Raw genomic sequence first — 22,078 nt, 5'->3', positions numbered from 1 at the left:
GAAGCAACAAATCCGCAGAACAGTGAGCCTGTAGACGACGTGGCGGTGCTGGAGCATGCACCGGAAACCGTTTTGACTGGCAGGATATGACCGTGACACGGTCGGTTATGGCGCAAATAAAGGCCAATACCCCGCAGGTGAACCGATCTCAACGCAGTCGCGATGCTTATCGGGGGCGCAATGTGGCTCCTTCTGCCCGCTTAACTCCGGTGGAGCGTGACAGATTACCTCAGATTGACTCAGCGCTGGTGCGCGGTGCCAAAGTGAAATTCGGTGATATATCAATGTAATATGAACCGGTTAAGGATTGTGCAGGCTTCGAATAATGGGTTGCGTGATCAGAATTAATTAGCGATACTGTATATAAATACAGTTAATTGATGTCGGAGGAAAAGGGTGCATCGGCAAGGCATTGAAGAAGTGATGATCCTGAAACGCATTGAACTCATCGCCCGCCTGGGTGTGTGCTATGAGAGCCAAGCGAAATAGCACTGATTTGGATCTCAGAACTTGCAGGAAATGCCAAGGATGATCTTACTGAGCATGTTAGGCCCAAATTTGTTAATGATTCGGTATTGCTCGAATAATTAAATTTATAAAGCTATGCAACTTTTGTATGCTGCCGTATAGATCGTTGCAATGTTAAGATTGTGAAGCGTTTTCATATGCCACGATTTTTAGATGATCTTTATGCATATGAGCCGAGATTTTGATTGAAAATATAGTTATAACAGTAGGATAGCCTGATGAACGCTCAACAATTTGATTTCCTCACTGATAGTGAGCTGACATTACTAGAACGGTATAAAACCTGTAAGGCTATGGCTCGAGGTTATGCTGATAACTATAAAGCTGATAAAGATAGACTTGTCCAAGCTCGTTCATATTGCGCTCAAATAATCAGTACATATTGGGATAGCCTTGCTAAATCTCAAGATAGTTCAATTAAAATCAAACAGATACCACATTCTGTGGTTTTGGCTGAAGTGTCATGCGATGCATTGGAGTTAGCCAAAAGTACGGGTGAGTTGATCGCTGTTTTTCCTGTAGAGGATGCAGGTTACTTGATCGGCTCTATCTATACGGTAATGTTACCTTCATCCTATCGTTCGGAAATCGGTGCTTATTATACCCCTCCGCCTTTGGTATCTCGTTTACTGGATTTAGCTGAAAATACAGGTGTAGATTTTTCTAAAGGTTCTGTTATTGACCCTGCTTGTGGTGGTGGTGCTTTTTTAGCACCTGTTGCATTAAGAATGCTACAGAAAGATAATGGCTCTTCACCTGAATGGATATTAAGACGCATTGTAAAGCGCCTTAAGGGTATTGAAATTGATCCATTTGCTGCATGGATGAGCCTGAGTCTCCTTGAGGCGGCATTAATGCCACTATGCATTGCTGCTAAAAGGAGATTACCAGAAGATACTATAATTATAGGTGATGCTCTTAAACAAGTTAATATAGGTAACTTCGATCTTGTTATAGGTAATCCACCATATGGTAGGGTTACATTAGATGTGGAAATGCGAGAAAGATATTCTCGCTCCCTTTATGGACACGCGAACCTATATGGTCTTTTTACTGATTTAGCTATTAGGCTAGCAAAGCCGATAGGAGGCATAGTAGCATATTTAACGCCGACATCATTTTTAGGCGGTCAGTACTTCATGGCATTGAGAACGCTATTAAAAGATGAGGCGACACCTTGTGCTTTTGATTTTGTGGCGGATCGTGAAGGTGTTTTCGATGATGTTCTCCAAGAAACGCTTCTTACTACATTTAAGTTAGGTAAGCATAATAATTTAGCTGAAGTATCTTCATTAATACCGAAAGGTCTTAATGATGCTAAAGTTGAAAAAATTGGTCATGTAGAAATAGAACATGGTGGGAAAGCATGGCTACTACCAAGAAATTCAGCAGATGCAGACTTTTTGAATGCTATAAAGTTGATGCCGAGTCGGTTATCTGATCTTGGGTATCGTGTATCTACTGGCCAATTGGTTTGGAACAGGTTCAAATCCCAATTACGCACGGAGCCAACCAAAAAAAGTTTCCCACTTATCTGGGCTGAGTCTATTACGAGTTCTGGATTTAAATTTAGTGCAGACCGTAGGAATCATGTTCCCTATATTGATGTTTATTCAGAGCAATCACATTTGGTGACATCGCAGCAGTGTGTTTTGGTGCAAAGAACAACATCAAAAGAACAGAGCAGAAGATTACTAGCTGCTGTACTTCCACAGGATTTTATAGATAAAAGTCACGGGGTTGTTGTTGAGAATCATATTAACATGATTTACTCGCATGAATTATTTACGTATGTAAAACCAGAAACCATTGCTGCAATATTAAACTCAAAAATAGTGGATCGTGCGTTTCGCTGTATTAGTGGTAGTGTTGCTGTTTCCGCCTATGAACTTAATTCCATACCTCTTCCAAGTGTCGAGGAAATGTTAAAAATAGAGAAGGTGGTATTTTCTGGTAGTTCTAAAGAAAAAATTGAGAAAATAATATCAAAATTCTATGGAGTGAGTTTACGGTGAGCTTACCAAAAGTCCCAAAATTGGAAGTTATAGCGGAAAGACTTCCGATTGTATTTCCAGAAGGTACGGAGAATAGAAACTACGTTATACGTGAGATGGCTGCTAAAACACTGTATGTTATGTTTTATTCTGGAGCCATATATGGTACTGAAAATTGGATAAGACCAAGTCAGGTCACTGACATGGGAACAAGACAGGCGAGTCTTGTTGATGATGTGAGTCGCAAGGATTGGGTCAAGATAACTTTATCTAGTAAAAAAGATCGCCCAATTGATGCTTGGTATGCCGCTAATTCCCGAGAGCCTGTCAGAGACGAAACTATTCGTTCAGGTTTTATACCTTGCGGTGCAGTAATAGAGCGAAGTGGTATTCCCACAACGTCATCAAAGCCGAAGTATAGTCTTGAACCATCTTTTGCAAATTTATTTGATGAAGAACTGATTGGTAGTGATTTAGATATTGCTATAACACAATGGCAAAATACCCATTTAAATAAAGCCGCATTATCTAGATTACGTCTTATGAAATCAGGAGCTGCGATTGCAGAAGATGCAGTAGTTGTCACTTTTCCAAATGGTGAGCAAAGGACATTGGCGCCAGGACCTTCAAGTGTGATAGCTAAGGCTGTTATTGAGGTTTTTGCTCCAACCTTTCTTAAATCTCCGGCCATTCTCTGGTTATCGGAGTCTGGTAATAAAGTCGTTGCTCGTGATGAAGGATTAGCAAAAGCATTAGGTTTAAGGATTGATGCATCTAAAGCACTTCCCGATATAATCCTTATCGACTTAGGGCATGATAGCAGTGGCGCAGATATGTTGGTTGTGTTTACTGAGGTCGTAGCTACTGATGGACCAATAAATAGAGAGAGGAAGAGTGCGTTAACAAAATTGGCTCTGGAGGCAGGTTTCAGCGAAAGTCACTTAGCGTTCCTGACCGCTTTTATGGATAGGGGGAGTACGCCGTTCAAAAAATCAATCTCTGAGTTAGCTTGGGGTTCTTATGCGTGGTTTGTGTCTGAGCCTGAGAATTTGATTGATTTAAAGGATGGCCAGCCACTTAAATTATCGGATAGAAGCTAAGTCGATACTGCTGATAGTAGGGATGCATGCATTGAGTGCATAAATATGCATGATGACCCGGTGCGGTTTTACCCCCGTAGAGCCCGCACTTGGGCGGCTCACGCCGGATCACGCAACTGCATGAAAAGTGATACATGAAACGGGCAGGCGAGGCGGGGATAGCATTGTGCGCAGAACTAGTTTCACTTTGCGAATTATTCACCAACATTATTATTAAATTCATAGTCAGCTAGGCGAGTATTTACAAAGTAAATTTCGAGATCTCAATATGCCAAGCTATGAATGCTCAGTTAAAACTGTGAGGTATGTTGAATAATTTATCTGCAAATAACTTAGTGATAGAAAAAATCTCAACATTGCTTTAATGTGAGGGTAAGGTGATTATTTATATTATGATTTTTAGGGAATGAAATGTCTCAAAACAATGAAGATCCAAATTCTGTTTTTGGTTCAGGTTATGTACCTACACTGAGTAACTCGCAGAATAATGGCTTGGGACTTGGGTGGGGGCTAGGTTCCATACAATTACCTGAAGCAAGAAATTTATGGTATAACAATCAAGATATTCACTTGGAGGGGTGGAAATTTGTATCTTGTAGAATGGACAATTGCAAGCTTTTCGTATCATCAGGAAACTTCATCCTGGAAAATTGTTTCGTGGATAGTCAAACCATGGTGTTATATCAGGGAAATAGTCTTCGATTAATCCAATTATTCAATAGAGGAAACGAATGGCTTAGAATGAACTACCCTATATTCGCCCCTCGTTTTAACGGTGATGGCACGATAAGCGTCGGGGTGTAATTATGGAAGGCCCGAAGTTTGAAACCAAAATGGCTCTCTTGCCAAGGAATAGCCAAATATTTATTGTCACCAGTTTACTTTTTAGTGTGTTATGTTTCTTCGCTGCTTTTGCTTTCTCCTGGTTTGATAAAAACTATTTATTACCTTTGGCTGTGGCAATTATATTCCTCGGTGTGAGTGTGATTTTATTTTTATTAACACATCGAGCAACAGATCTAAAAAACACATCACCTCTAAACATTGACCTATCAGCTAATGGTGATAAAAAAATACAAGTTGACTCTCAGTTACTGTTAAATCAGAAGTACATAGCATTAGTTATTAACTTAATGACAAACATATCTAATCTACCAACTCCATCAGGCATGGTAAATGATCAAGGAAAGATAATTAAAAATTCGAAAGAAAAAGCTATAGAGCAAGTTAATAATGCTAATGGTGAAATCAAGGCTGTATTTGAAGAGAACATTAGGAATATTAGAGATGGAAATATAAAATTTGAAGAACCTAATTTTCATCAAGAACCTTCTTTCGAAGAAAACATTAACACCTTTGAAGGTGGAGTGAAAATAATAGATGGTTACAACGAAAATTAAGCACTAAAATCCGTCACCTAGTGACGTATTTTACTTAACTTATTTATAACTCATATTTAGAAAAAATAATTATCTCTTCCCTAGGCTGTGTCCCTCAATTAAAAATGGTATGCTGATCCTTAGCTATCCCCTCATATGAGTGAGGCATGGTACGGCTTCTGAGGTATGATCTCCGTTATTGACCCGCTAATAACGAGCAGACAATCTCCATGCTTAACCACGAAATAATCCTTAACCACATTGATGACATATTCGGGCAGGACATGCATGCCAAGCGTGTATTGTCGCTCGCCAATGCAACCCACGGGGTGATTGAGTCGGGCTCATTGGCCATCCATGCAATTGGCAATGGGCTCTCTTTGGCAAGCGGCCTTGAGCGAAAGCACGCCGTCAAGCAGGTTGATAGACTGCTCACCAACACTAAACTAAACGTCTGGAGCCTGTTTGATGACTGGGTTCCCTATGTGGTGGCTGAACGTACTGACATCGTCGTCTCCATGGATTGGACTGAGTTTGATACTGATGACCACAGCACCCTGGTTATCAGCTTGCAAACCAACCATGGACGCAACACGCCGCTCCTGTGGAAAACCCACCAGAAATCCTTGCTCAAAGGGCAACGCAACGCTCATGAAAAGGCGCTGTTAACCAAGCTCAGGAAGACCTTGCCGCAAGGGGTTTTTGTCACCGTCGTGGCGGACCGTGGCTTCGGTTATATGGCGTTGTTTGAACGTCTTGAACAAGAGTTGGGTTTTGCCTATATCATTCGTTTTAAAAGCAATATTCTCGTTGGCTACCCAGGTATGGCTCAGGTGCCGGCGACTGAATGGCTTACCCCGACCGGGCGAACTCGCACGCTCAAAGAGGTGGAGCTTACCGGGCAACGACAGCGGGTCGAGCGGGTCTATTGCTGTCACAAGAGCGGTATGAAAGAGCCGTGGTTTCTGGCGAGTAATCGCGTCGATTTGAGCGCTGCCAAGGCCTTGAGTCTGTATGGTCAGCGCTGGGGTATCGAGAGCAGTTTTCGGGACATCAAGGACTACAGATTTGGCATGGGAATGGGTCAGGTTCGTGTCAAAAATCCGGCACGACGCGACCGATTATTTCTGTTCAGTGCGCTGGCGATAGTCCTGTTGACGCTGCTGGGCAAGGCGGGTGACAGCGTGGGTCTGGAACGAACGATCAAGGTCAATACCAGCAAAAGCCGAACGTATTCATTTTTCCGACAGGGTGTCATCTACTATCAGTTGCTGCCTAAAATGAAAGAAGCCTACGCGACGTTGTTGATGGAGAAGTTTACTTATTACCTGAGGCAGCATCGGTTATATACCCGCACACTTGGAATTATTTGAGTCTCTAAAAATGAGGGGATCATTGCAGCATCGGTTATATACCCGCACACTTGGAATTATTTGAGTCTCTAAAAATGAGGGGATCATTAAGATGCTGATCACCTAATTTTCAGACAGTTATCGCTATGGCTCGCTACGATTTTCCTGATGCTGCATGGGCACTTATCCTGCCATTATTACCTCCAGAACGCTCTCAGCGCCCTGGGCATCCCTATATTGAACACCGTAAAGTCATCAATGGCATGTTTTGGGTTCTGTGCTCTGGGGCTCCCTGGCGTGATTTACCCGAACGCTATGGGTCATGGAAAACCGTCTACAACCGTTTCAACCGGTGGGCAAAAAAAGGCATCATTAACTCTATATTCAATAAGTTACTTTCCATTCTTGATGAACATAAGTTGCTCGACTGGTCTGCTATCTCTCTGGATGGTAGCAATATTCGTGCAATTCGTTGTGCTGCCGGTGCCCAAAAAAACATCCCGATATCACCCGTGATCATGGCTTGGGTCGCTCACGAGGCGGTTATGGCACCAAAATCCATCTGGCAACAGACGGAAACGGGTTTCCCTTAAATATCGCGCTGAGTGCGGGTCAAGCTCATGAAAGTCAGTTTGCGCTACGGCTGTTAGATGGCATCGGCGTTCTGAGAAAAAATGGTTTTATGAAGCGTCGAGGCAAGGCCGTTCTCGCTGATAAAGCCTATTCAAACAAGGCATTACGTAGTGAGTTAAAGCGGAGTGGTATCAAGGTCGTTATTCCGCATAAGTCGAATGAAAAGGCCAGTACAGATGGACGAACCCGATTTGATAAAGAGACTTATCGTAAGCGCAATGTTGTAGAAAGAAGCTTTGGTTTACTGAAAGAAAACCGCCGCATAGCAACGCGTTATGAAAAAACAGCGAGGAACTACCTGTCGATGGTTCAACTGGGCTGTATCCGGCTGTTTTTACGACGAATATGTAATTGAGGGACACAGCCTAATCTATCCATTAATCTCTTTCATCCATTTCTGTAACGACGCTAATTCGTTGCGCACAAATATCTGACTGGCCTTCTCCACATCCCCAAAACCCCCGGTATTGTCCAGGATGATCCCTATCATCTGCGGCGGCACACGGTGCGCACTCAGCAGATCGTCGCGGCTGGAGTTTTTGATATTGAAAAAATCATCTTTGGTGGCGACCTCACTCAACGGCAAAATCTTGATGCCGTTAGGCGCGTACATAAGCAGGTTACGGAAGTTGCCTAACCCTTCGGTATCGCGCATCGCCTGCCGCATCCTGTCCACGTTACTGGTGCTTTGTGCTGTGTCGGTCATATACAGGATATACCCCGAGTTTGCGCCGTTCTGGTAATACTTGCGGCGAAACAGCGTGGCGGCTTCATTCAGCCATGCGGAGTTCAACGCGCTCAGGTATTCCGGCAGGCCGTACAGTTCCTGATTGATATCCGGTTCAATCAGGTGAAATACGCTCCCGGGTGCAAATTGGTGCGCCTCTTTCCAGTCTTGCACAAACCAGTAAGTATCCGGCACCACACCCGATGGGGGTATTTGGCTGGGAACACTGTGGATCTGAAAGAAGCCTGCGAAAGCAGGTTTTTTCGCCTGTAAAAAATGCGCCGCCATTTTGTCGCCATCGGATAACTTATTGCAATGTAGATAATTTTTTTAAAAGACACTAAAATTCAGGCAATAAAAAACCCGCTAGTCTTGAACCTGAAACGGCGGGACTAACGGGCTCCACAAATTGGGGACATCAAAGAAAAGCAGTGGCACTAATTCAGACTATCGTCAGATCGAAAAGTTCTGGTGGCCGATAAAAAAATCAAAAATATTTTGCCATTGAATCATTTCTTTCGTTGATGCGTTATCCCCATATGCCTGGCCAGATCACCACAATGAGCGAACCTGCCAGCGTTAACAATACGTTAGCGATAGCGTAGGTCCCAGCATAACCCAGCGCAGGGATGTTGCTGCGTGCCGTATCGCTGATGATCTCCATCGCCGGGGCACAGGTACGTGCCCCCATGATGGCACCGAACAGCAGGGCTCGGTTCATCCGCAAGACGTAAGCCCCGAACAGGAAGCAGATGATCACCGGTACCAGGCTGACGATTAAGCCCGCAATCAGCATCTGGCCGCCAACGGCACCCAAGCTGTTCCCAATGCCCGCGCCAGCACTCAGGCCAACACCCGCCATAAACACCATCAGGCCAAACTCTTTCACCATATTGAGCGCACCCTGCGGGATGTAGCCGAACGTTGGGTGGTTGGCGCGCAGGAAGCCAAGCATGATGCCAGACATCAACAGACCGGCAGCGTTGCCGATGCCGAATGAGAAGTTGCTGAACTGGATGGTGATTTGCCCAATCAGTAAACCGATAATAAAGAAAGCGCAGAAGGCCAGCAGGTCGGTGACCTGGCTGTGAATAGAGATAAACCCGATTTTTTCTGCCACGCTCTTCACACGGCGCGCATCACCGCTAACCTGCAACACGTCACCTTTATTCAGCACAATGCTGTCGTCAATCGGCATTTCAATCTGGCTGCGGATCACGCGATTCAGGAAGCAGCCGTGATCGGTCAGTTTCAACTGACTCAGGCGTTTACCCACGGCGTTGCTGTTTTTCACCACAATCTCTTCGGTCACGATGCGCATATCCAGCAGGTCGCGGTCGAACACTTCTTTACCGTTACGGAAGCTGGGATCGAGGCGTGCATGGGCATCGGGATAGCCCACCAGCGAGATTTCGTCCCCAACCTGCAACACGGCATCACCGTCCGGGTTGGCCAGAATACCGTTGCGGCGAATGCGTTCGATATAACAGCCCGTTTGGCGGTAAATACCGAGTTCACGCAGATTTTTGCCATCTGCCCAGGCAACCAGTTCCTGACCAACACGATAGGCGCGGATCACCGGCAGATAGACTTTGCGCTGGCTATCGGTATCCAGGCCACGCTCGCGGGCAATCTGTTGGGCGGATGTCGGGAGATCCTGATGCTGCAATTTTGGCAGGTAGCGTGCGCCAAAAATCAGGCTCACCAGGCCGATCAGGTAAGTCAGGGCATAGCCCAGGCTCAGATGATCCTGGGCCAACAGCAGCGCCGGGCCATTGGTAATGGTGTTACGCAGCGTATCGCCAGCGCCTACCAGCACGGGTGTAGAGGTCATTGAACCGGCGAGCATACCGGCGGTGAGGCCGATATCCCATTGGAACAGTTTGCCAAGACCGATAGCGATCACCATCGCTGAACCGACCATCACCAGCGCCAGCATGAAGTAATTTTTGCCGTCGCGGAAAAAAATCGAGAAAAAGTTCGGGCCGGCTTCAACGCCAACGCAGAAAATAAACAGCATAAAACCGAGATTCAGGGCTTCGGTGTTAATGGCGAAGTGTTGCTGGCCGAGCAACAGCGATACCACTAAAACGCCAATGGAATTACCGAGTTGAACGGAACCCAGACGGAGTTTTCCAAGGCAGAGCCCCAGGGCGAGTACCACAAACAGTAACAGGATATAGTTACCGCTTAACAAACTAGCGACGTTTATGTTCACGTAGGATAACTTATTGTTTACCAGTAAATTCTTGATGTATAAAACTATAAGATATAAATTTACCTATAGAATATAGGGATAAAAACTTATAGAACAGCTAACCAGCGGAAGGCAATTCAGACCATCGATCAGCGGCGCTTATTCTAGTCTCTATGACGCGCGACAGCCAGCATAAAGCATGCCTGTATGCGCCGCCCGATGCATTTAACCCTTTTTATAGCCAAGGAAAAGTTCAGTCAGCGTTGCCAGCTTTGGCTGCGCATCACAACGTCTGTGAGAAGACTGTTTTTACGATGTAGCCAGTGGTCACATCGCTAAAGGGGAGAAGTGTATGACAAGCTATCGCTACTGGCTGGGTATTTTCAGCAGTTTCTTGCTGTTTAGCCTGGTTTTTCTGGGCCAGAAGGGCGGGGTTTTCAGCGGTTCAGAGTCTGCTCATAATGGTGAGACAGGTTTGCTGCTGTTTGTGATCCCTGGTGCTATTGCCAGCTATCTGTCGAGCAAGAAACGCATTTTGTGTCCACTGCTCGGGGCGCTCTATGCGGTGCCACTTTGTCTGTTTATCCGTCATTTCTGGCTGACGCCCGGTTATTCACTTTGGCAGGAGTTGGCGTATATCGTTAGTGCGGTGTTCTGGTGCGTTTTTGGTGCCATGCTGTCTTTGTTCATGCGGGTTATTATGCATGCGCTGCAGCAGCTTCACTCGCGTGGCAGGCAGTAATGAATCAAAAGGCGCCCTGAGGCGCCTTTTCACTGTTTTACCGCAAATAGTTACTGAAACAGGTTCAGATTTTCTTTGGCATAGGCTTCAAAATCAGTGCAGCCGCCAATGTGTTTCTCATCGATAAAGATCTGTGGCACGGTTTCTACCGGTTTGCCGACCGTTTTTTCCAGATCGGCTTTGGAGATACCTTCAGCGTGGATATCAACATAGCGGAAGTTGAAATCGTCACGCTCTTCAGTCAATTTTTCTGCCAACTCTTTAGCACGGACACAGTAAGGACAGCCGGGACGGCCGAAGATTACAGCAAACATGTCACACTCCTAGTCTGTTATTCAAATCATTGACCGCTATTGTAACGACATTCCATCCGTCATAAAAAGACATCAGTAGCGCGATCACTCACGTTCTTGGCTCTTACTATGCCCGTTGCCGCAGGTAAAAAAAAGCAGGATCTGCCTGTTGGTCTGATTCATAGAACCGATTAATCATCAGGGGCTGTTGCGGCGGCGGGGAATTCACTACACTGAGCACAGCAAGTCTGGAGAAGAAAAATATGCGTTCATTCGGTGACTTACCCCGCTCGGTATTGGTGCTCGAAGGGTTGGGCATGGTGTTGTTGGTGCTTGCCTACCTGAGTATTAATGACTATGTGCGTTTGCCCGGCATACTGGCTTCGCAACAGGCGGCGGTTGGTATGATTTTCCTTGGTGTGGCGCTGATGGTTCCGGCTGCCGCGTATCTGGTCTGGCGCATGGCACAAGGGTTCAGCCCGTTACTGCGCGATCGCCAGTTGCCGAAGAAGGCGCCGCCAACGGATAAAAAAGACCACGGCCCGCAGGAGTGACTGCGGCCATGGGTGAAGGCCTGCCTGTGCAGGTGACAACGTCCCTGGGGTGACGAGTGAAAATTGCCATTCTTTCGCGTGATGGTTCATTGTATTCGTGCAAAAGGCTGCGGGCAGCAGCGGAACAGCGCGGTCACAGTATCGATATTATCGATCCGCTCTCTTGTTATATGAATATCAATCCGGCGGCGCCGACCATCCACTATCGTGGCCGCCAACTGGAGCGTTACGATGCGGTGATCCCGCGTATCGGCTCGGCGATGACCTTTTATGGTACCGCTGTGCTGCGCCAGTTTGAGTTGCTTGGCAGTTATCCGCTGAATGAATCTATCGCCATCACCCGCGCGCGCGACAAACTGCACTCGTTGCAACTGCTGGCGCGCCAGGGAATCGATCTGCCTATTACCGGTTTTGCCCATTCACCGGATGATACCGGCGATCTGATCGAACTGGTGGGCGGTGCGCCGCTGGTGGTGAAACTGGTGGAAGGTACTCAGGGCATTGGCGTGGTACTGGCGGAAACCCGTCAGGCGGCGGAGAGCGTGATCGACGCGTTCCGCGGCCTGAATGCCCATATTCTGGTGCAGGAATATATTCGTGAGGCCCAAGGCAGTGACATCCGGTGTCTGGTGGTTGGGGGGCGAGTGGTGGCAGCCATTGAGCGGCAGGCAAAACCCGGCGAGTTTCGTTCGAACCTGCATCGTGGTGGTACGGCTCGCAGAGTGCAAATTACCGGCAAGGAGCGTACTACGGCGATCAAAGCGGCCGCGACGCTCGGGTTGGACGTAGCCGGGGTCGATATTTTGCGCGCCGATCGTGGGCCGCTGGTGATGGAAGTGAATGCTTCCCCGGGGCTGGAAGGTGTAGAAACCACTACCGGGTTGGATATTGCCGGAATGATGCTTGAGTACATCGAACAGCGTTGTAAGCCAGGCTTTCGGTTGAAATCAGGAGGGGGATCTCAACGGTGGTAAAACCCTGGTTTTTCTAGTGCAAACTTGTCTTGCATCATTCGTAATTATCTGATTAACGAATTTAGTGCCTTTGATCGTGGTATATCGATTGAATATTCCGTAAGCTATGCGCCTTTTCACGTTTTGAATATTGTGAGGCTGGTTATCTATGGATTCACTCATCGTCCCCGATTTGGCGTTATTACGACGTTGGCTGGATCAATTGGGTATCTCATTCTTTGAATGTGACTCTTGCCAGGCGCTGCATCTGCCGCACATGCAAAACTTCGATGGTGTATTCGATGCCAAAATCGATCTGGTCGATGACGTGATTTTGTTCTCTGCGCTGGCAGAGGTAAAACCGACGGCGTTGATCCCGCTGGTGGCCGATCTGAGCCAGATTAATGCCAGCTCGCTGACTATCAAGGCATTTGTCGATATTCAGGATGATAACCTGCCAAAACTGATCGTCTGCCAGTCGCTGAGTATTACCGTTGGTGTGGCTTACGAACAGTTTGCCCACTTTATGCAACAGGGTGAAGAACAGATCTCGATGGTGATCCTGGAAGCCAGGGCGAATGATCTGCTGTTTATGGGGGATGAAGAAGAGAACCCGGCTACTGCCGCCCGCCAGCCAATGCTGCACTGATTCCCGCTGTACGTTATGCATGCCGTAGCTCCGGCGGCATGCTGATCCAGTTTCTCCCTGCAATGAAATATTCTGCATTTCTCTCTTATAGCCCTATATTTCTCGCTGTTTGTGCCGCAATTGGCGTATCACATAAAGAACCAGTGCATAAAAAATCGATAAAAGGCGTTTTTTACTGTGAAGACTGGTACACCCCGGCAACTCCGGTTATGCTGCTGATTCTGTTAAGGGCTTGCGTTTCCCTTTGCGGCCGCGCGGGCTAGGTAGATGAAAAAAGTTTATGTAATCAATTGCATAGCCATTCATTCGCGATCGTAACGATTGTGCTCGATGAGTCGAAGGTTTTGTATCCATTCAGGATACAAATTTACCCCCCTTGTTTTTGGAGGAAGTTACGGATGGTCAACCAACGTAAAAAGTGGTTATCGGGTGTTGTCGCCGGTTTGCTGATGGCGGCTTCCGTCACCGCATCAGCCGCGGAGAATACGCTGCACATCTACAATTGGTCCGACTATATTGCGCCGGATACCCTCGCTAAATTCCAGAAAGAAACTGGCATTAAAGTGGTGTATGACGTCTTTGACTCCAATGAAGTGCTGGAAGGCAAATTGATGGCGGGCAGTACCGGCTATGATCTGGTGGTGCCTTCGTCCAACTTCCTTGAGCGCCAGTCCAAAGCCGGTATTTTTGAACCGCTGGACAAGAGCAAGATACCCAATTACAAAAATCTCGATCCTGAGATGCTGAAATTGGTGGCCAATAACGATAAAGACAACAAGTACGGCATCCCTTACATGATGGTGACGACCGGTATCGGCTATAACGTCGATAAGGTGAAAGCCGCGCTGGGTAAAGATGCACCGGTTAACAGTTGGGATCTGATCCTCAAACCAGAGAATCTGGAAAAACTCAAAAGCTGTGGTGTGTCGTTCCTGGATGCGCCAAGTGAAGTGTATGCCACCGTACTGCACTACCTGGGCAAAGATCCGAACAGCACCAATGCGGAAGATTACATTGGGGCGGCGAACGATTTACTGATGAAACTGCGCCCGAACATCCGTTATTTCCACTCTTCTCAATACATTAACGATCTGGCGAACGGGGATATCTGTGTGGCGATCGGCTGGTCCGGTGACGTGATGCAGGCGGCCAACCGTGCCAAGGAAGCGAAAAACGGTGTGAACGTGGCCTATACCATTCCGCAGGAAGGGGCACTGGCTTATTTTGACATGTTCGCGATGCCAGCAGATGCGAAAAACAAAGATGCGGCTTACCAGTTCCTGAACTTCCTGCTGAAACCAGAAATCATCGCGGATATCAGCAACCACGTCTTTTATGCCAATGCGGTTAAAGAAGCCACTCCACTGGTTAATGCCGAGGTGCGTGATAACCCGAACATTTATCCGCCAGCGGACATTCGTGCCAAGCTGTTTGCGCTGAACGTGCAGTCGCCGAAAGTTGACCGTGTTATTACCCGTGCCTGGACTAAAGTTAAAAGCGGGAAGTAATGTTTAAAAGCTCTACAGGTAGGGCTTGATATTATCTGACCAGCAGGCGGGGGTTATTCCCGCCTGCTTTGCCATTTTGGGCCATGGCAATAGCTGTGGTTATTTGTACTGTTTTAGCCGGAGAGCACCCCGATTGAACGACGCCATTCCTCGTCCTCAAGCCAAATCGCAGAAGGTATTCACCCCTCTGCTGGAAATTCGTAACCTCACCAAAACCTTTGATGGCCAGAATGCGGTCGAAGACGTCAGCCTGACGATCTATAAAGGCGAAATCTTTGCGCTGCTTGGCCCTTCCGGTTGCGGAAAATCCACGCTGTTGCGCATGCTGGCTGGCTTTGAACAGCCAACCGAAGGGCAGATTGTTCTTGATGGTCAGGACATGTCCCACGTCCCGCCTTACCAACGCCCGGTGAACATGATGTTCCAGTCCTATGCGTTATTCCCGCATATGACGGTGGAGCAAAATATTGCTTTTGGCCTTAAGCAGGACAAAATGCCGCGTGCGGAAATCAACGAGCGCGTAACGGAGATGCTTTCTCTGGTGCACATGCAGGAATACGCGAAGCGTAAGCCGCACCAGCTTTCCGGTGGCCAGCGCCAACGCGTGGCACTGGCACGCAGCCTGGCTAAACGGCCAAAACTGCTGTTGCTGGATGAGCCTATGGGGGCGCTGGATAAAAAACTGCGCGATCGCATGCAGCTTGAGGTGGTGGATATCCTGGAGCGCGTGGGCGTGACCTGCGTGATGGTCACCCACGATCAGGAAGAAGCGATGACCATGGCGGGGCGTATTGCCATTATGAATCGCGGCAAGTTTGTGCAGATTGGTGAGCCGGAAGAGATTTATGAGCATCCGAACAGCCGTTTCAGCGCCGAATTTATCGGTTCGGTCAACGTGTTCGATTGCGTGCTGCAAGAGCGGCGCGATGATGCCCTGATCCTGCAAAGCCCCGGCCTGCGCCATGCACTGAAGGTGGATCCTGATTCTTCGGTCGTGGATGGGGTGCCGATCCAGGTGGCACTGCGTCCAGAAAAAATCATGCTGTGTGAAGATCTGCCGGAAGATGGCTGCAACTTTGCCATTGGTGAAGTGGTGAATATTGCTTACCTGGGGGATTTATCGATCTACCACGTGAAATTACTCAGTGGGCAGATGATCAGCGCTCAGTTGCAGAATGGTCACCGTTTCCGTAAAGGAATGCCGACCTGGGGTGACGAAGTGCGCCTATGCTGGGAAACCGATAGCTGTGTGGTCTTGACGGTGTAGTTGAGAAGGTGAGGAGTAACCATTATGACATTGCTTTCTGAACGTACGCCGGAGCCCCCGGCACGCACGCCCGGTGCGATAAAAGCCTTTATCCAGCGTTTGCAAATGGCTCATGGCCGCAAGCTGGTGATCGCGTTGCCGTACCTGTGGCTGGTGCTGCTGTTTATGCTGCCATTCCTGATCGTGTTCAAGATCAGCCTGTCGGAATTGGCGCTGGCAGTCCCACCTTATACCGATCTGATGAGCTGGGCGGACGGCAAGCTCGACATTGCGCTGAACTTTGCCAACTATCTGCTGCTGGCCGAAGATCCGCTGTATATTGATGCCTATCTGCAATCGCTGCAAATTGCGTTTGTCTCTACGCTGTGCTGCCTGGCGATCGGTTACCCGCTGGCGTGGGCGGTGGCACACAGTAAATCATCGACCCGTAATATTCTGCTGTTGCTGGTGATTTTACCGTCTTGGACATCGTTCCTGATCCGCGTGTATGCCTGGATGGGGATCCTGAAGAACAACGGCGTACTGAATAACTTCCTGATGTGGTTAGGGGTGATCGATCAGCCGTTGGTGATCCTCCATACCAATCTGGCGGTGTATATCGGCGTGGTTTATTCCTATCTGCCATTTATGGTGTTGCCGATTTATACCGCATTAACGCGTCTCGATTATTCGCTGGTGGAAGCTTCGCTGGATCTCGGTGCCAAGCCGCTGAAAACCTTTTTCAGCGTGATTGTGCCATTGACGCGCGGCGGCATTATTGCCGGTTCGATGCTGGTATTTATCCCGGCGGTGGGGGAGTTTGTGATCCCGGAACTGCTCGGCGGGCCGGATAGCATCATGATCGGCCGCGTGCTGTGGCAGGAGTTCTTCAACAACCGCGACTGGCCGGTGGCCTCGGCGGTTGCCACTATCATGCTGCTGCTGTTGATTGTACCGATTATCTGGTTCCACAAGCACCAGAACAAGGAAATGGGAGGGCAGGGATGAATAACTTGCCGGTCGTACGTTCACCATGGCGCATCGCCATTCTGGTGGTAGGTTTCACCTTCCTCTACGCACCGATGCTGATGCTGGTGATTTACTCGTTTAACAGCTCGAAGCTGGTTACGGTGTGGGCAGGGTGGTCAATCCGTTGGTACGTTGAGCTGTTTAATGACTCGGCGATGATCAGCGCCGTTGGCCTGAGCCTGACCATTGCGGCGGCGTCGGCCACGGCGGCGGTGATCCTCGGTACTATTGCCGCCGTGGTGATGGTGCGCTTTGGCCGTTTCCGTGGTTCAACCGGTTTTGCCTTTATGCTGACGGCACCGCTGGTAATGCCGGACGTGATCACCGGTTTGTCGTTGCTGCTGCTGTTTGTTGCCATGGGGCATGCTTTTGGTTGGCCGTCGGAACGTGGGATGTTCACCATCTGGCTGGCGCACGTCACTTTCTGTACCGCCTATGTTTCGGTGGTGATCAGTTCGCGCCTGCGTGAGCTTGATCGTTCGATCGAAGAAGCTGCGATGGATCTGGGGGCAACGCCGCTGAAAGTGTTCTTTGTGATCACCTTGCCAATGATTGCTCCAGCCTTGATCTCCGGTTGGATGCTGGCGTTTACCCTGTCGCTGGATGATTTGGTGATTGCCAGCTTCGTTGCCGGGCCAGGAGCTACCACGCTGCCGATGCTGGTGTTCTCCAGCGTGCGGATGGGGGTCAACCCGGAAATCAACGCCTTGGCGACGCTGATCCTGCTGGTGGTTGGTGTGCTCGGTTTTATTGCCTGGTGGTTTATGGCGCGTGCAGAGAAACAGCGTGCGCGTGAGCTGCAAAGGGCTGCCCGCGGCTGATCGTCGTATCTAGCGATTAACCTGGCTCAACGCGCCGCCTGATCAGGCGGCGCTTTTTCATTACCCACAAGTAAGTTTTTGTGGGTATACAGTGCTACAATCTGCGCCCTCATTAGTCATCCTGATTTCACGGTTAATATTCATGCATTGCGCTTTGTACTCGGCGGGCACCTGCCGTTCCTGTCAGTGGCTGGAAAAACCTTACCCGCAGCAACTGGCTGAAAAACAGCATCACCTGCAATCGCTGCTGGCTGGGCACCCGGTTGCGGAGTGGCTGGAACCGGTTGCCGGGGAGCAAAGTGCATTTCGCAATAAGGCGAAAATGGTGGTCAGCGGCAGCGTTGAACGCCCGCTATTGGGGATGTTGCACCGTGATGGCTCGTCGGTTGATTTGTGCGCCTGTCCGCTCTATCCCGCCAGTTTTGCACCGGTATTTAGCCTATTAAAAAGCTTTATTGCCCGTGCTGGGTTAACGCCCTACAACGTGGCGCGTAAGCGCGGTGAGTTGAAATATTTACTGCTAACTGAAAGCACCTGTAATGGCGGCATGATGCTGCGCTTTGTGCTGCGTTCAGAGAACAAGCTGGCGCAGCTGCGTGCTGCTTTGCCCTGGTTACAGCAGCAGTTACCGCAGTTGCAGGTTATCTCCGCCAATATTCAGCCAGTGCATATGGCGATCATGGAGGGGGAATGCGAAATCCCGTTGACCGAACAGCAAACGTTGGAAGAGCAGTTCAATCAGATACCGCTATATATTCGCCCGCAGAGCTTTTTCCAGACTAACCCGCAGGTTGCCAGCCGCCTGTACGCGACCGCGCGCGATTGGGTGCATGCTTTGGGTATTAGCAGCATGTGGGATCTGTTTTGCGGCGTGGGCGGCTTTGGTTTGCACTGCGCGCAGCCGCAAACGCGCCTGACCGGTATCGAGATCAGCGCGGAGGCCATCGCCTGTGCCAGATTGTCGGCACAAAAGCTGGGTTTGCAGCAGGTTGATTTTCAGGCGTTGGATTCAACCCGCTTTGCCACCGCAGAAGGCAGCGTTCCTGAACTGGTGGTGGTTAACCCACCGCGGCGAGGGATTGGTAAAGACCTGTGTGATTATCTCAACCGCATGGCGCCGGGGTATATCCTCTATTCGAGCTGTAACGCAGAAACTATGGCGAAGGATATTGTGATGTTAGTGGATTACCGTATTGAGCGCGTGCAACTGTTCGACATGTTCCCACATACCGCACACTATGAAGTGTTGACGCTGCTGGTGCGCAAGTAACAAGGGCCCGACAAGCAGGCCCGTAAGACGTGAGTGGTCAGCTTACTGTGGGAACCACTTATCGTTGATCGCCTTGTAGGTGCCGTCCGCTTTGATAGCTTCCAGAGCGGTATTCAGTTTGGCCAACAGCGCCTGATTATCTGGGCGCACCGCAATGCCTAAGCCGGTGCCGAAGTAGGCCGCGTCGGTGACATGCTCACCCACCGGTGCCAGAGTTGGGCTCGTCTTCAGCCATTGATTGACCACTGCCGTATCACCGAATACGCCATCGATACGGCCGTTTTTCAGCTCCAGAACCGCATTCTGGTAGCTGTCATAAGAGACTGTGTTGATGTCAGGGTGTCTATCCTGCATGTATTTCTGGTGAGTGGTGCCGTTCTCCATCCCGACCTTTTTGCCTTTCAAATCCGCCAGTGAGTTGAACTTCCCTTTCTCAGCGATCACGATCGCCGAGTTGGCATAGTACGGCTGAGTGAAAGAAACCTGCTTGCTGCGCTCTGGCGTGATGTCCATTCCAGAAATTACCGCATCGTATTTTTTGAATTTCAGCGCGGCGATGAGGCTATCAAATGCATGATTGGTAAAGGTGCATTCAGCTTGCATCTGTTTGCACAACGCCTTCGCCAGATCGATATCAAAACCGACGATCTGGTTACTGGCATCGAGAGATTCGAACGGCGGATAGGTTGCCGAAGAGGCAAAACGAATGGTATCCGCAGCGCTGGCGTTAAAGGCGATCCCGGCCAGCATCGTGGCGGCAAGCAATAGCTTTTTCATGGGTAAAACTCCTGTCAGAAATGGTTTTTATCGCGCCATCATTGGTTTTTACCTAACGGTATTTTGGATGGCTATGCGGATTAATATGTCATTTAATGAATTTATATGCAATTTAAATGACTTAAAATTTAATTTTGCGCATAAAAAAGCCCCGCATTGAGCAGGGCCGAATAGAGCAGGGGCGATCAGTTACGGCGTTCAAATGCCAGTGCGCGGCGTTCGATCAGACGCATCAGCAACGTCAGCAAGCCGTTGACGCACAGGTAAACGATACCTGCGGCACCGAACACCATCACATCATAAGTGCGGCCATACATCAGTTGGCTGTAGCCCATCACTTCCATCAGCGTAATGGTGTAAGCCAGCGAAGTACTTTTGAATACCAGTACCACCTCGTTGGAATAGGACGACAGCGCACGCTTGAAGGCAAACGGCAGCAGAATTCGCAGCGTTTGCTGGCGCGACATGCCCAGCGCTTCGCAGGACTGCCATTGGCCTGCCGGGATAGCGCGTACCGCACCGTGGAACAGCAGGGTGGTATAGGCCGCACTGTTTAGCGCCAGCGCGATCATCGCACACAGCCAGGGCTGTGAAAGCAGGCTCCACAGCCATGGATATTCGCGGATCGCCGGGAACTGGCCTGGGCCGTAGTAGATCAGGAAGATCTGCACCAGCAATGGGGTGCCGGTAAAGAGCGTGATGTAGAGCTTCACCAATGGGGTGAGCACCGGCGTTTTCAGCGTCAGGATCACCGTCAGCAGCAGCGACAACAGCAGCGAAACAAACAGCGCCGCAATGGTCAGCGTCAGGCTGGTATGCAGCCCTTTGAGGATTTCTGGTAGGAACTCAAGCATTAGGATGGCCCCCGTTCAAAACGCGTCGTACGGAGTTCGATCCGTTTGAGGATGTACTGGCTGAGCAGGGTGACGACCAGGTAGATCGCCGCTGCGATCACATACCAGGTAAACGGCTCCTGAGTACGGGTGGCGATACTCTTGGTTTGCAGCATCAAATCATTGACGCTGATCAGCGATACCAGCGCGGTATCTTTCAGCAGCACCAGCCATTGGTTACCTAATCCAGGTAACGCGTGACGCCACATCTGCGGCATGATCAGGCGGAAGAAGATCGCTGCTTTCCCCAAGCCCAGTGCCTGGCCGGATTCCCATTGGCCCTGTGGCACCGCTTTCAGCGCGCCACGCAGCGTTTGTGAGGCATAGGCCGAATAGAGCAGGGCCAGAGCGATCACGCCGCACAGGAACGGGCTGACGTCGAAGTTATCGATAGCCAACTGTACCGGCAACTGGAACAGACCAAAATTCAGGGTAAAGCCGTCCGACAGCATCAGTAACAGCTGCGATGAACCGAAATAGATGAACAGCACCACCAGAATTTCCGGCAGGCCGCGCAGCAGGGTCACCCAGGCGGTGCCGAGCCAACTGACCACTTTCCAGCGCGATGACTCCCAGACGGCAAACAGCATCGCCAGGATCAGTCCGAGGACCAGGGCACAAACGGCAAGGCCGACGGTCATCCCGGCGGCGCTTGCTAAAGGTTGGATTTCATTCATGGATGATGATTACTGCTGGAACCATTTTTTGTAGATGGTTTCGTAAGTCCCATCCTGTTTGATTTTGTCCAGGGCGGCGTTGAACTTGCCCTGCAGTTCGGTATTTTGCAGGCGTACGGCGATGCCCAGCCCGGTACCGAAGTAACCTTTGTCCGTCACCTTGTCACCCAGGGTAGCCAACTCCGCGTTCTGCTTCAGCCAATCGTTAACCACGGCGCTATCACCGAATACCGCATCAACACGGCCATTTTTCAGATCCAGAATGGCGTTCTGATAGCTGTCGTAAGGCACGGTGGTGATTTCCGGGTGCTTGTCGGTCAGGTATTTCTGGTGAGTGGTGCCGTTCTGCACGCCAACGCGTTTGCCTTTCAGCGCAGCCACGTCGGTCACTTTGCCTTTCTGGACGATGAACAACGCCGAGTTGGCATAGTAAGGTTGGGTGAACAGCACCTGCTTTTCACGCTCAGGAGTGATATCCATCCCAGATATTACTGCCTCGAAACGTTTGAACTTCAGGCTAGGGATCAGGCTGTCAAACGCCTGATTGGTGAAGCTACAGTCGGCCTGGATCTCTTTACACAAGGCATTAGCCAGATCGACGTCAAAGCCCTGAATTTTATTGTCCGCACCGATAGATTCGAACGGAGGATAGGAAGCCTCCATAGCAAAACGGACGGTTTCGCCCGCGGAGGCGGAAACGCTGATGCCAGCCAGAACGGCGGCAATGATGAATTTTTTCATCGCAAACTCCCCTAA

General features: G+C 49.4%; 22 protein-coding genes and 1 pseudogene. 16 read left to right on the top strand and 7 right to left on the bottom strand.

Annotation, left to right across the window (positions count from 1 at the left end; genetic code table 11):
- The first annotated feature begins 92 nt into the window (after positions 1 to 92).
- From ACX9GT_RS16090 to ACX9GT_RS16060, 7 genes are all read left to right on the top strand, one after another.
- On the top strand, positions 93 to 290 hold the full coding sequence (locus ACX9GT_RS16090; protein WP_473187721.1) for a hypothetical protein: 198 nt from the start codon (positions 93 to 95) through the stop codon (positions 288 to 290).
- Between the two features lie 456 nt (positions 291 to 746).
- Positions 747 to 2,543, top strand: coding sequence for an HsdM family class I SAM-dependent methyltransferase (locus ACX9GT_RS16085; RefSeq protein WP_473187720.1), 1,797 nt, complete (start codon positions 747 to 749; stop codon positions 2,541 to 2,543).
- Positions 2,540 to 3,622 (top strand): BsuBI/PstI family type II restriction endonuclease, encoded by a 1,083-nt coding sequence (locus ACX9GT_RS16080; RefSeq protein ID WP_473187719.1) that lies wholly within the window; start codon positions 2,540 to 2,542, stop codon positions 3,620 to 3,622. The genes ACX9GT_RS16085 and ACX9GT_RS16080 overlap by 4 nt, the downstream gene beginning before the upstream one ends.
- A gap of 411 nt (positions 3,623 to 4,033) precedes the next feature.
- Entirely contained in the window at positions 4,034 to 4,426 is a 393-nt protein-coding gene (locus tag ACX9GT_RS16075; RefSeq protein ID WP_473187718.1) for a hypothetical protein, read from the top strand.
- A gap of 2 nt (positions 4,427 to 4,428) precedes the next feature.
- Complete coding sequence (locus tag ACX9GT_RS16070) at positions 4,429 to 5,022, top strand: hypothetical protein (RefSeq protein ID WP_473187717.1); 594 nt, start codon at positions 4,429 to 4,431, stop codon at positions 5,020 to 5,022.
- Between the two features lie 209 nt (positions 5,023 to 5,231).
- Positions 5,232 to 6,374, top strand: coding sequence for an IS4 family transposase (locus ACX9GT_RS16065; protein WP_473187570.1), 1,143 nt, complete (start codon positions 5,232 to 5,234; stop codon positions 6,372 to 6,374).
- A gap of 125 nt (positions 6,375 to 6,499) precedes the next feature.
- Positions 6,500 to 7,341, top strand: a protein-coding gene (locus tag ACX9GT_RS16060) for an IS5 family transposase (RefSeq protein ID WP_473187716.1) whose coding sequence is annotated in 2 segments (ribosomal slippage) — positions 6,500 to 6,842 and positions 6,842 to 7,341 — 843 coding nt in all. Because the reading frame shifts where the segments join, the coding sequence is not laid out codon by codon here.
- Positions 7,342 to 7,356: 15 nt separating this feature from the next.
- Here the strand turns inward: ACX9GT_RS16060 and ACX9GT_RS16055 are convergent.
- A pseudogene (locus ACX9GT_RS16055) lies at positions 7,357 to 7,905 on the bottom strand (phage portal protein); the annotation flags it as partial.
- A gap of 337 nt (positions 7,906 to 8,242) precedes the next feature.
- Complete coding sequence (locus ACX9GT_RS16050; RefSeq protein WP_473187715.1) at positions 8,243 to 9,931, bottom strand: aspartate:alanine antiporter; 1,689 nt, start codon at positions 9,929 to 9,931, stop codon at positions 8,243 to 8,245.
- Between the two features lie 331 nt (positions 9,932 to 10,262).
- Here ACX9GT_RS16050 and ACX9GT_RS16045 point away from each other — a divergent pair, with 331 nt between their 5' ends.
- Positions 10,263 to 10,652, top strand: a complete 390-nt coding sequence (locus tag ACX9GT_RS16045) for an inner membrane protein YbjM (protein WP_473187714.1) — start codon at positions 10,263 to 10,265, stop codon at positions 10,650 to 10,652.
- A gap of 50 nt (positions 10,653 to 10,702) precedes the next feature.
- Here ACX9GT_RS16045 and ACX9GT_RS16040 read toward each other — a convergent pair whose 3' ends face one another.
- Positions 10,703 to 10,966 carry a GrxA family glutaredoxin gene (locus ACX9GT_RS16040; RefSeq protein ID WP_473187713.1) on the bottom strand — a complete coding sequence of 88 codons (264 nt, stop codon included), beginning with the start codon at positions 10,964 to 10,966 and terminating at the stop codon, positions 10,703 to 10,705.
- A gap of 242 nt (positions 10,967 to 11,208) precedes the next feature.
- Here ACX9GT_RS16040 and ACX9GT_RS16035 point away from each other — a divergent pair, with 242 nt between their 5' ends.
- The 8 genes from ACX9GT_RS16035 to rlmC all read left to right on the top strand — a co-directional run bounded on the left by ACX9GT_RS16035 (position 11,209) and on the right by rlmC (position 18,975).
- Positions 11,209 to 11,499 (top strand): YbjC family protein, encoded by a 291-nt coding sequence (locus ACX9GT_RS16035; protein WP_473187712.1) that lies wholly within the window; start codon positions 11,209 to 11,211, stop codon positions 11,497 to 11,499.
- A gap of 56 nt (positions 11,500 to 11,555) precedes the next feature.
- Positions 11,556 to 12,473, top strand: a complete 918-nt coding sequence (gene rimK, locus ACX9GT_RS16030; RefSeq protein WP_473187711.1) for a 30S ribosomal protein S6--L-glutamate ligase — start codon at positions 11,556 to 11,558, stop codon at positions 12,471 to 12,473.
- Positions 12,474 to 12,621: 148 nt separating this feature from the next.
- Positions 12,622 to 13,101 carry a type III secretion system chaperone family protein gene (locus ACX9GT_RS16025; protein ID WP_473187710.1) on the top strand — a complete coding sequence of 160 codons (480 nt, stop codon included), beginning with the start codon at positions 12,622 to 12,624 and terminating at the stop codon, positions 13,099 to 13,101.
- Between the two features lie 398 nt (positions 13,102 to 13,499).
- Complete coding sequence (gene potF, locus ACX9GT_RS16020; protein ID WP_473187709.1) at positions 13,500 to 14,609, top strand: spermidine/putrescine ABC transporter substrate-binding protein PotF; 1,110 nt, start codon at positions 13,500 to 13,502, stop codon at positions 14,607 to 14,609.
- A 133-nt stretch (positions 14,610 to 14,742) separates the two neighbouring features.
- Positions 14,743 to 15,876 (top strand): putrescine ABC transporter ATP-binding subunit PotG, encoded by a 1,134-nt coding sequence (gene potG / locus ACX9GT_RS16015; RefSeq protein WP_473191614.1) that lies wholly within the window; start codon positions 14,743 to 14,745, stop codon positions 15,874 to 15,876.
- Between the two features lie 24 nt (positions 15,877 to 15,900).
- The gene (potH, locus tag ACX9GT_RS16010) at positions 15,901 to 16,863 is read left to right on the top strand and encodes a putrescine ABC transporter permease PotH (RefSeq protein ID WP_473187708.1); all 963 of its coding nucleotides are present in this window, start codon (positions 15,901 to 15,903) and stop codon (positions 16,861 to 16,863) included.
- Positions 16,860 to 17,705: a putrescine ABC transporter permease PotI gene (gene potI / locus ACX9GT_RS16005; RefSeq protein ID WP_473187707.1), complete on the top strand. Its 846-nt coding sequence runs from the start codon at positions 16,860 to 16,862 to the stop codon at positions 17,703 to 17,705. Before potH ends, potI begins: the two co-directional genes overlap by 4 nt.
- A 142-nt stretch (positions 17,706 to 17,847) precedes the next feature.
- Complete coding sequence (gene rlmC / locus ACX9GT_RS16000; protein ID WP_473187706.1) at positions 17,848 to 18,975, top strand: 23S rRNA (uracil(747)-C(5))-methyltransferase RlmC; 1,128 nt, start codon at positions 17,848 to 17,850, stop codon at positions 18,973 to 18,975.
- 42 nt (positions 18,976 to 19,017) lie between these two features.
- Here rlmC and ACX9GT_RS15995 read toward each other — a convergent pair whose 3' ends face one another.
- The 4 genes from ACX9GT_RS15995 to artJ all read right to left on the bottom strand — a co-directional run bounded on the left by ACX9GT_RS15995 (position 19,018) and on the right by artJ (position 22,063).
- On the bottom strand, positions 19,018 to 19,752 hold the full coding sequence (locus ACX9GT_RS15995) for an arginine ABC transporter substrate-binding protein (RefSeq protein ID WP_459402137.1): 735 nt from the start codon (positions 19,750 to 19,752) through the stop codon (positions 19,018 to 19,020).
- Between the two features lie 185 nt (positions 19,753 to 19,937).
- On the bottom strand, positions 19,938 to 20,606 hold the full coding sequence (artM, locus tag ACX9GT_RS15990; RefSeq protein WP_473187705.1) for an arginine ABC transporter permease ArtM: 669 nt from the start codon (positions 20,604 to 20,606) through the stop codon (positions 19,938 to 19,940).
- The gene (gene artQ / locus ACX9GT_RS15985; RefSeq protein WP_473187704.1) at positions 20,606 to 21,322 is read right to left on the bottom strand and encodes an arginine ABC transporter permease ArtQ; all 717 of its coding nucleotides are present in this window, start codon (positions 21,320 to 21,322) and stop codon (positions 20,606 to 20,608) included. The genes artM and artQ overlap by 1 nt, the downstream gene beginning before the upstream one ends.
- Before the next feature lie 9 nt (positions 21,323 to 21,331).
- Positions 21,332 to 22,063 (bottom strand): arginine ABC transporter substrate-binding protein, encoded by a 732-nt coding sequence (artJ, locus tag ACX9GT_RS15980; RefSeq protein WP_473187703.1) that lies wholly within the window; start codon positions 22,061 to 22,063, stop codon positions 21,332 to 21,334.
- Between the last annotated feature and the right edge of the window lie 15 nt (positions 22,064 to 22,078).

This window comes from Serratia sp. YWN4 (assembly GCF_055790845.1).
Note: the sequence above shows the minus strand (reverse complement) of the source record. Positions and strands in the feature narration are given on the sequence as shown.

Bases quoted from the DNA above. Each gene is read 5' to 3' on its own strand.
- ACX9GT_RS16085 (WP_473187720.1), top strand. From the start codon at position 747: ATGAACGCTCAACAATTTGATTTCCTCACTGATAGTGAGCTGACATTA.
- ACX9GT_RS16075 (WP_473187718.1), top strand. From the start codon at position 4,034: ATGTCTCAAAACAATGAAGATCCAAATTCTGTTTTTGGTTCAGGTTAT.
- ACX9GT_RS16070 (WP_473187717.1), top strand. From the start codon at position 4,429: ATGGAAGGCCCGAAGTTTGAAACCAAAATGGCTCTCTTGCCAAGGAAT.
- ACX9GT_RS16065 (WP_473187570.1), top strand. From the start codon at position 5,232: ATGCTTAACCACGAAATAATCCTTAACCACATTGATGACATATTCGGG.
- ACX9GT_RS16045 (WP_473187714.1), top strand. From the start codon at position 10,263: ATGACAAGCTATCGCTACTGGCTGGGTATTTTCAGCAGTTTCTTGCTG.
- ACX9GT_RS16040 (WP_473187713.1), bottom strand. From the start codon at position 10,966: ATGTTTGCTGTAATCTTCGGCCGTCCCGGCTGTCCTTACTGTGTCCGT.
- ACX9GT_RS16035 (WP_473187712.1), top strand. From the start codon at position 11,209: ATGCGTTCATTCGGTGACTTACCCCGCTCGGTATTGGTGCTCGAAGGG.
- ACX9GT_RS16025 (WP_473187710.1), top strand. From the start codon at position 12,622: ATGGATTCACTCATCGTCCCCGATTTGGCGTTATTACGACGTTGGCTG.
- potF (WP_473187709.1), top strand. From the start codon at position 13,500: ATGGTCAACCAACGTAAAAAGTGGTTATCGGGTGTTGTCGCCGGTTTG.
- potH (WP_473187708.1), top strand. From the start codon at position 15,901: ATGACATTGCTTTCTGAACGTACGCCGGAGCCCCCGGCACGCACGCCC.
- potI (WP_473187707.1), top strand. From the start codon at position 16,860: ATGAATAACTTGCCGGTCGTACGTTCACCATGGCGCATCGCCATTCTG.
- rlmC (WP_473187706.1), top strand. From the start codon at position 17,848: ATGCATTGCGCTTTGTACTCGGCGGGCACCTGCCGTTCCTGTCAGTGG.
- ACX9GT_RS15995 (WP_459402137.1), bottom strand. From the start codon at position 19,752: ATGAAAAAGCTATTGCTTGCCGCCACGATGCTGGCCGGGATCGCCTTT.
- artM (WP_473187705.1), bottom strand. From the start codon at position 20,606: ATGCTTGAGTTCCTACCAGAAATCCTCAAAGGGCTGCATACCAGCCTG.
- artQ (WP_473187704.1), bottom strand. From the start codon at position 21,322: ATGAATGAAATCCAACCTTTAGCAAGCGCCGCCGGGATGACCGTCGGC.
- artJ (WP_473187703.1), bottom strand. From the start codon at position 22,063: ATGAAAAAATTCATCATTGCCGCCGTTCTGGCTGGCATCAGCGTTTCC.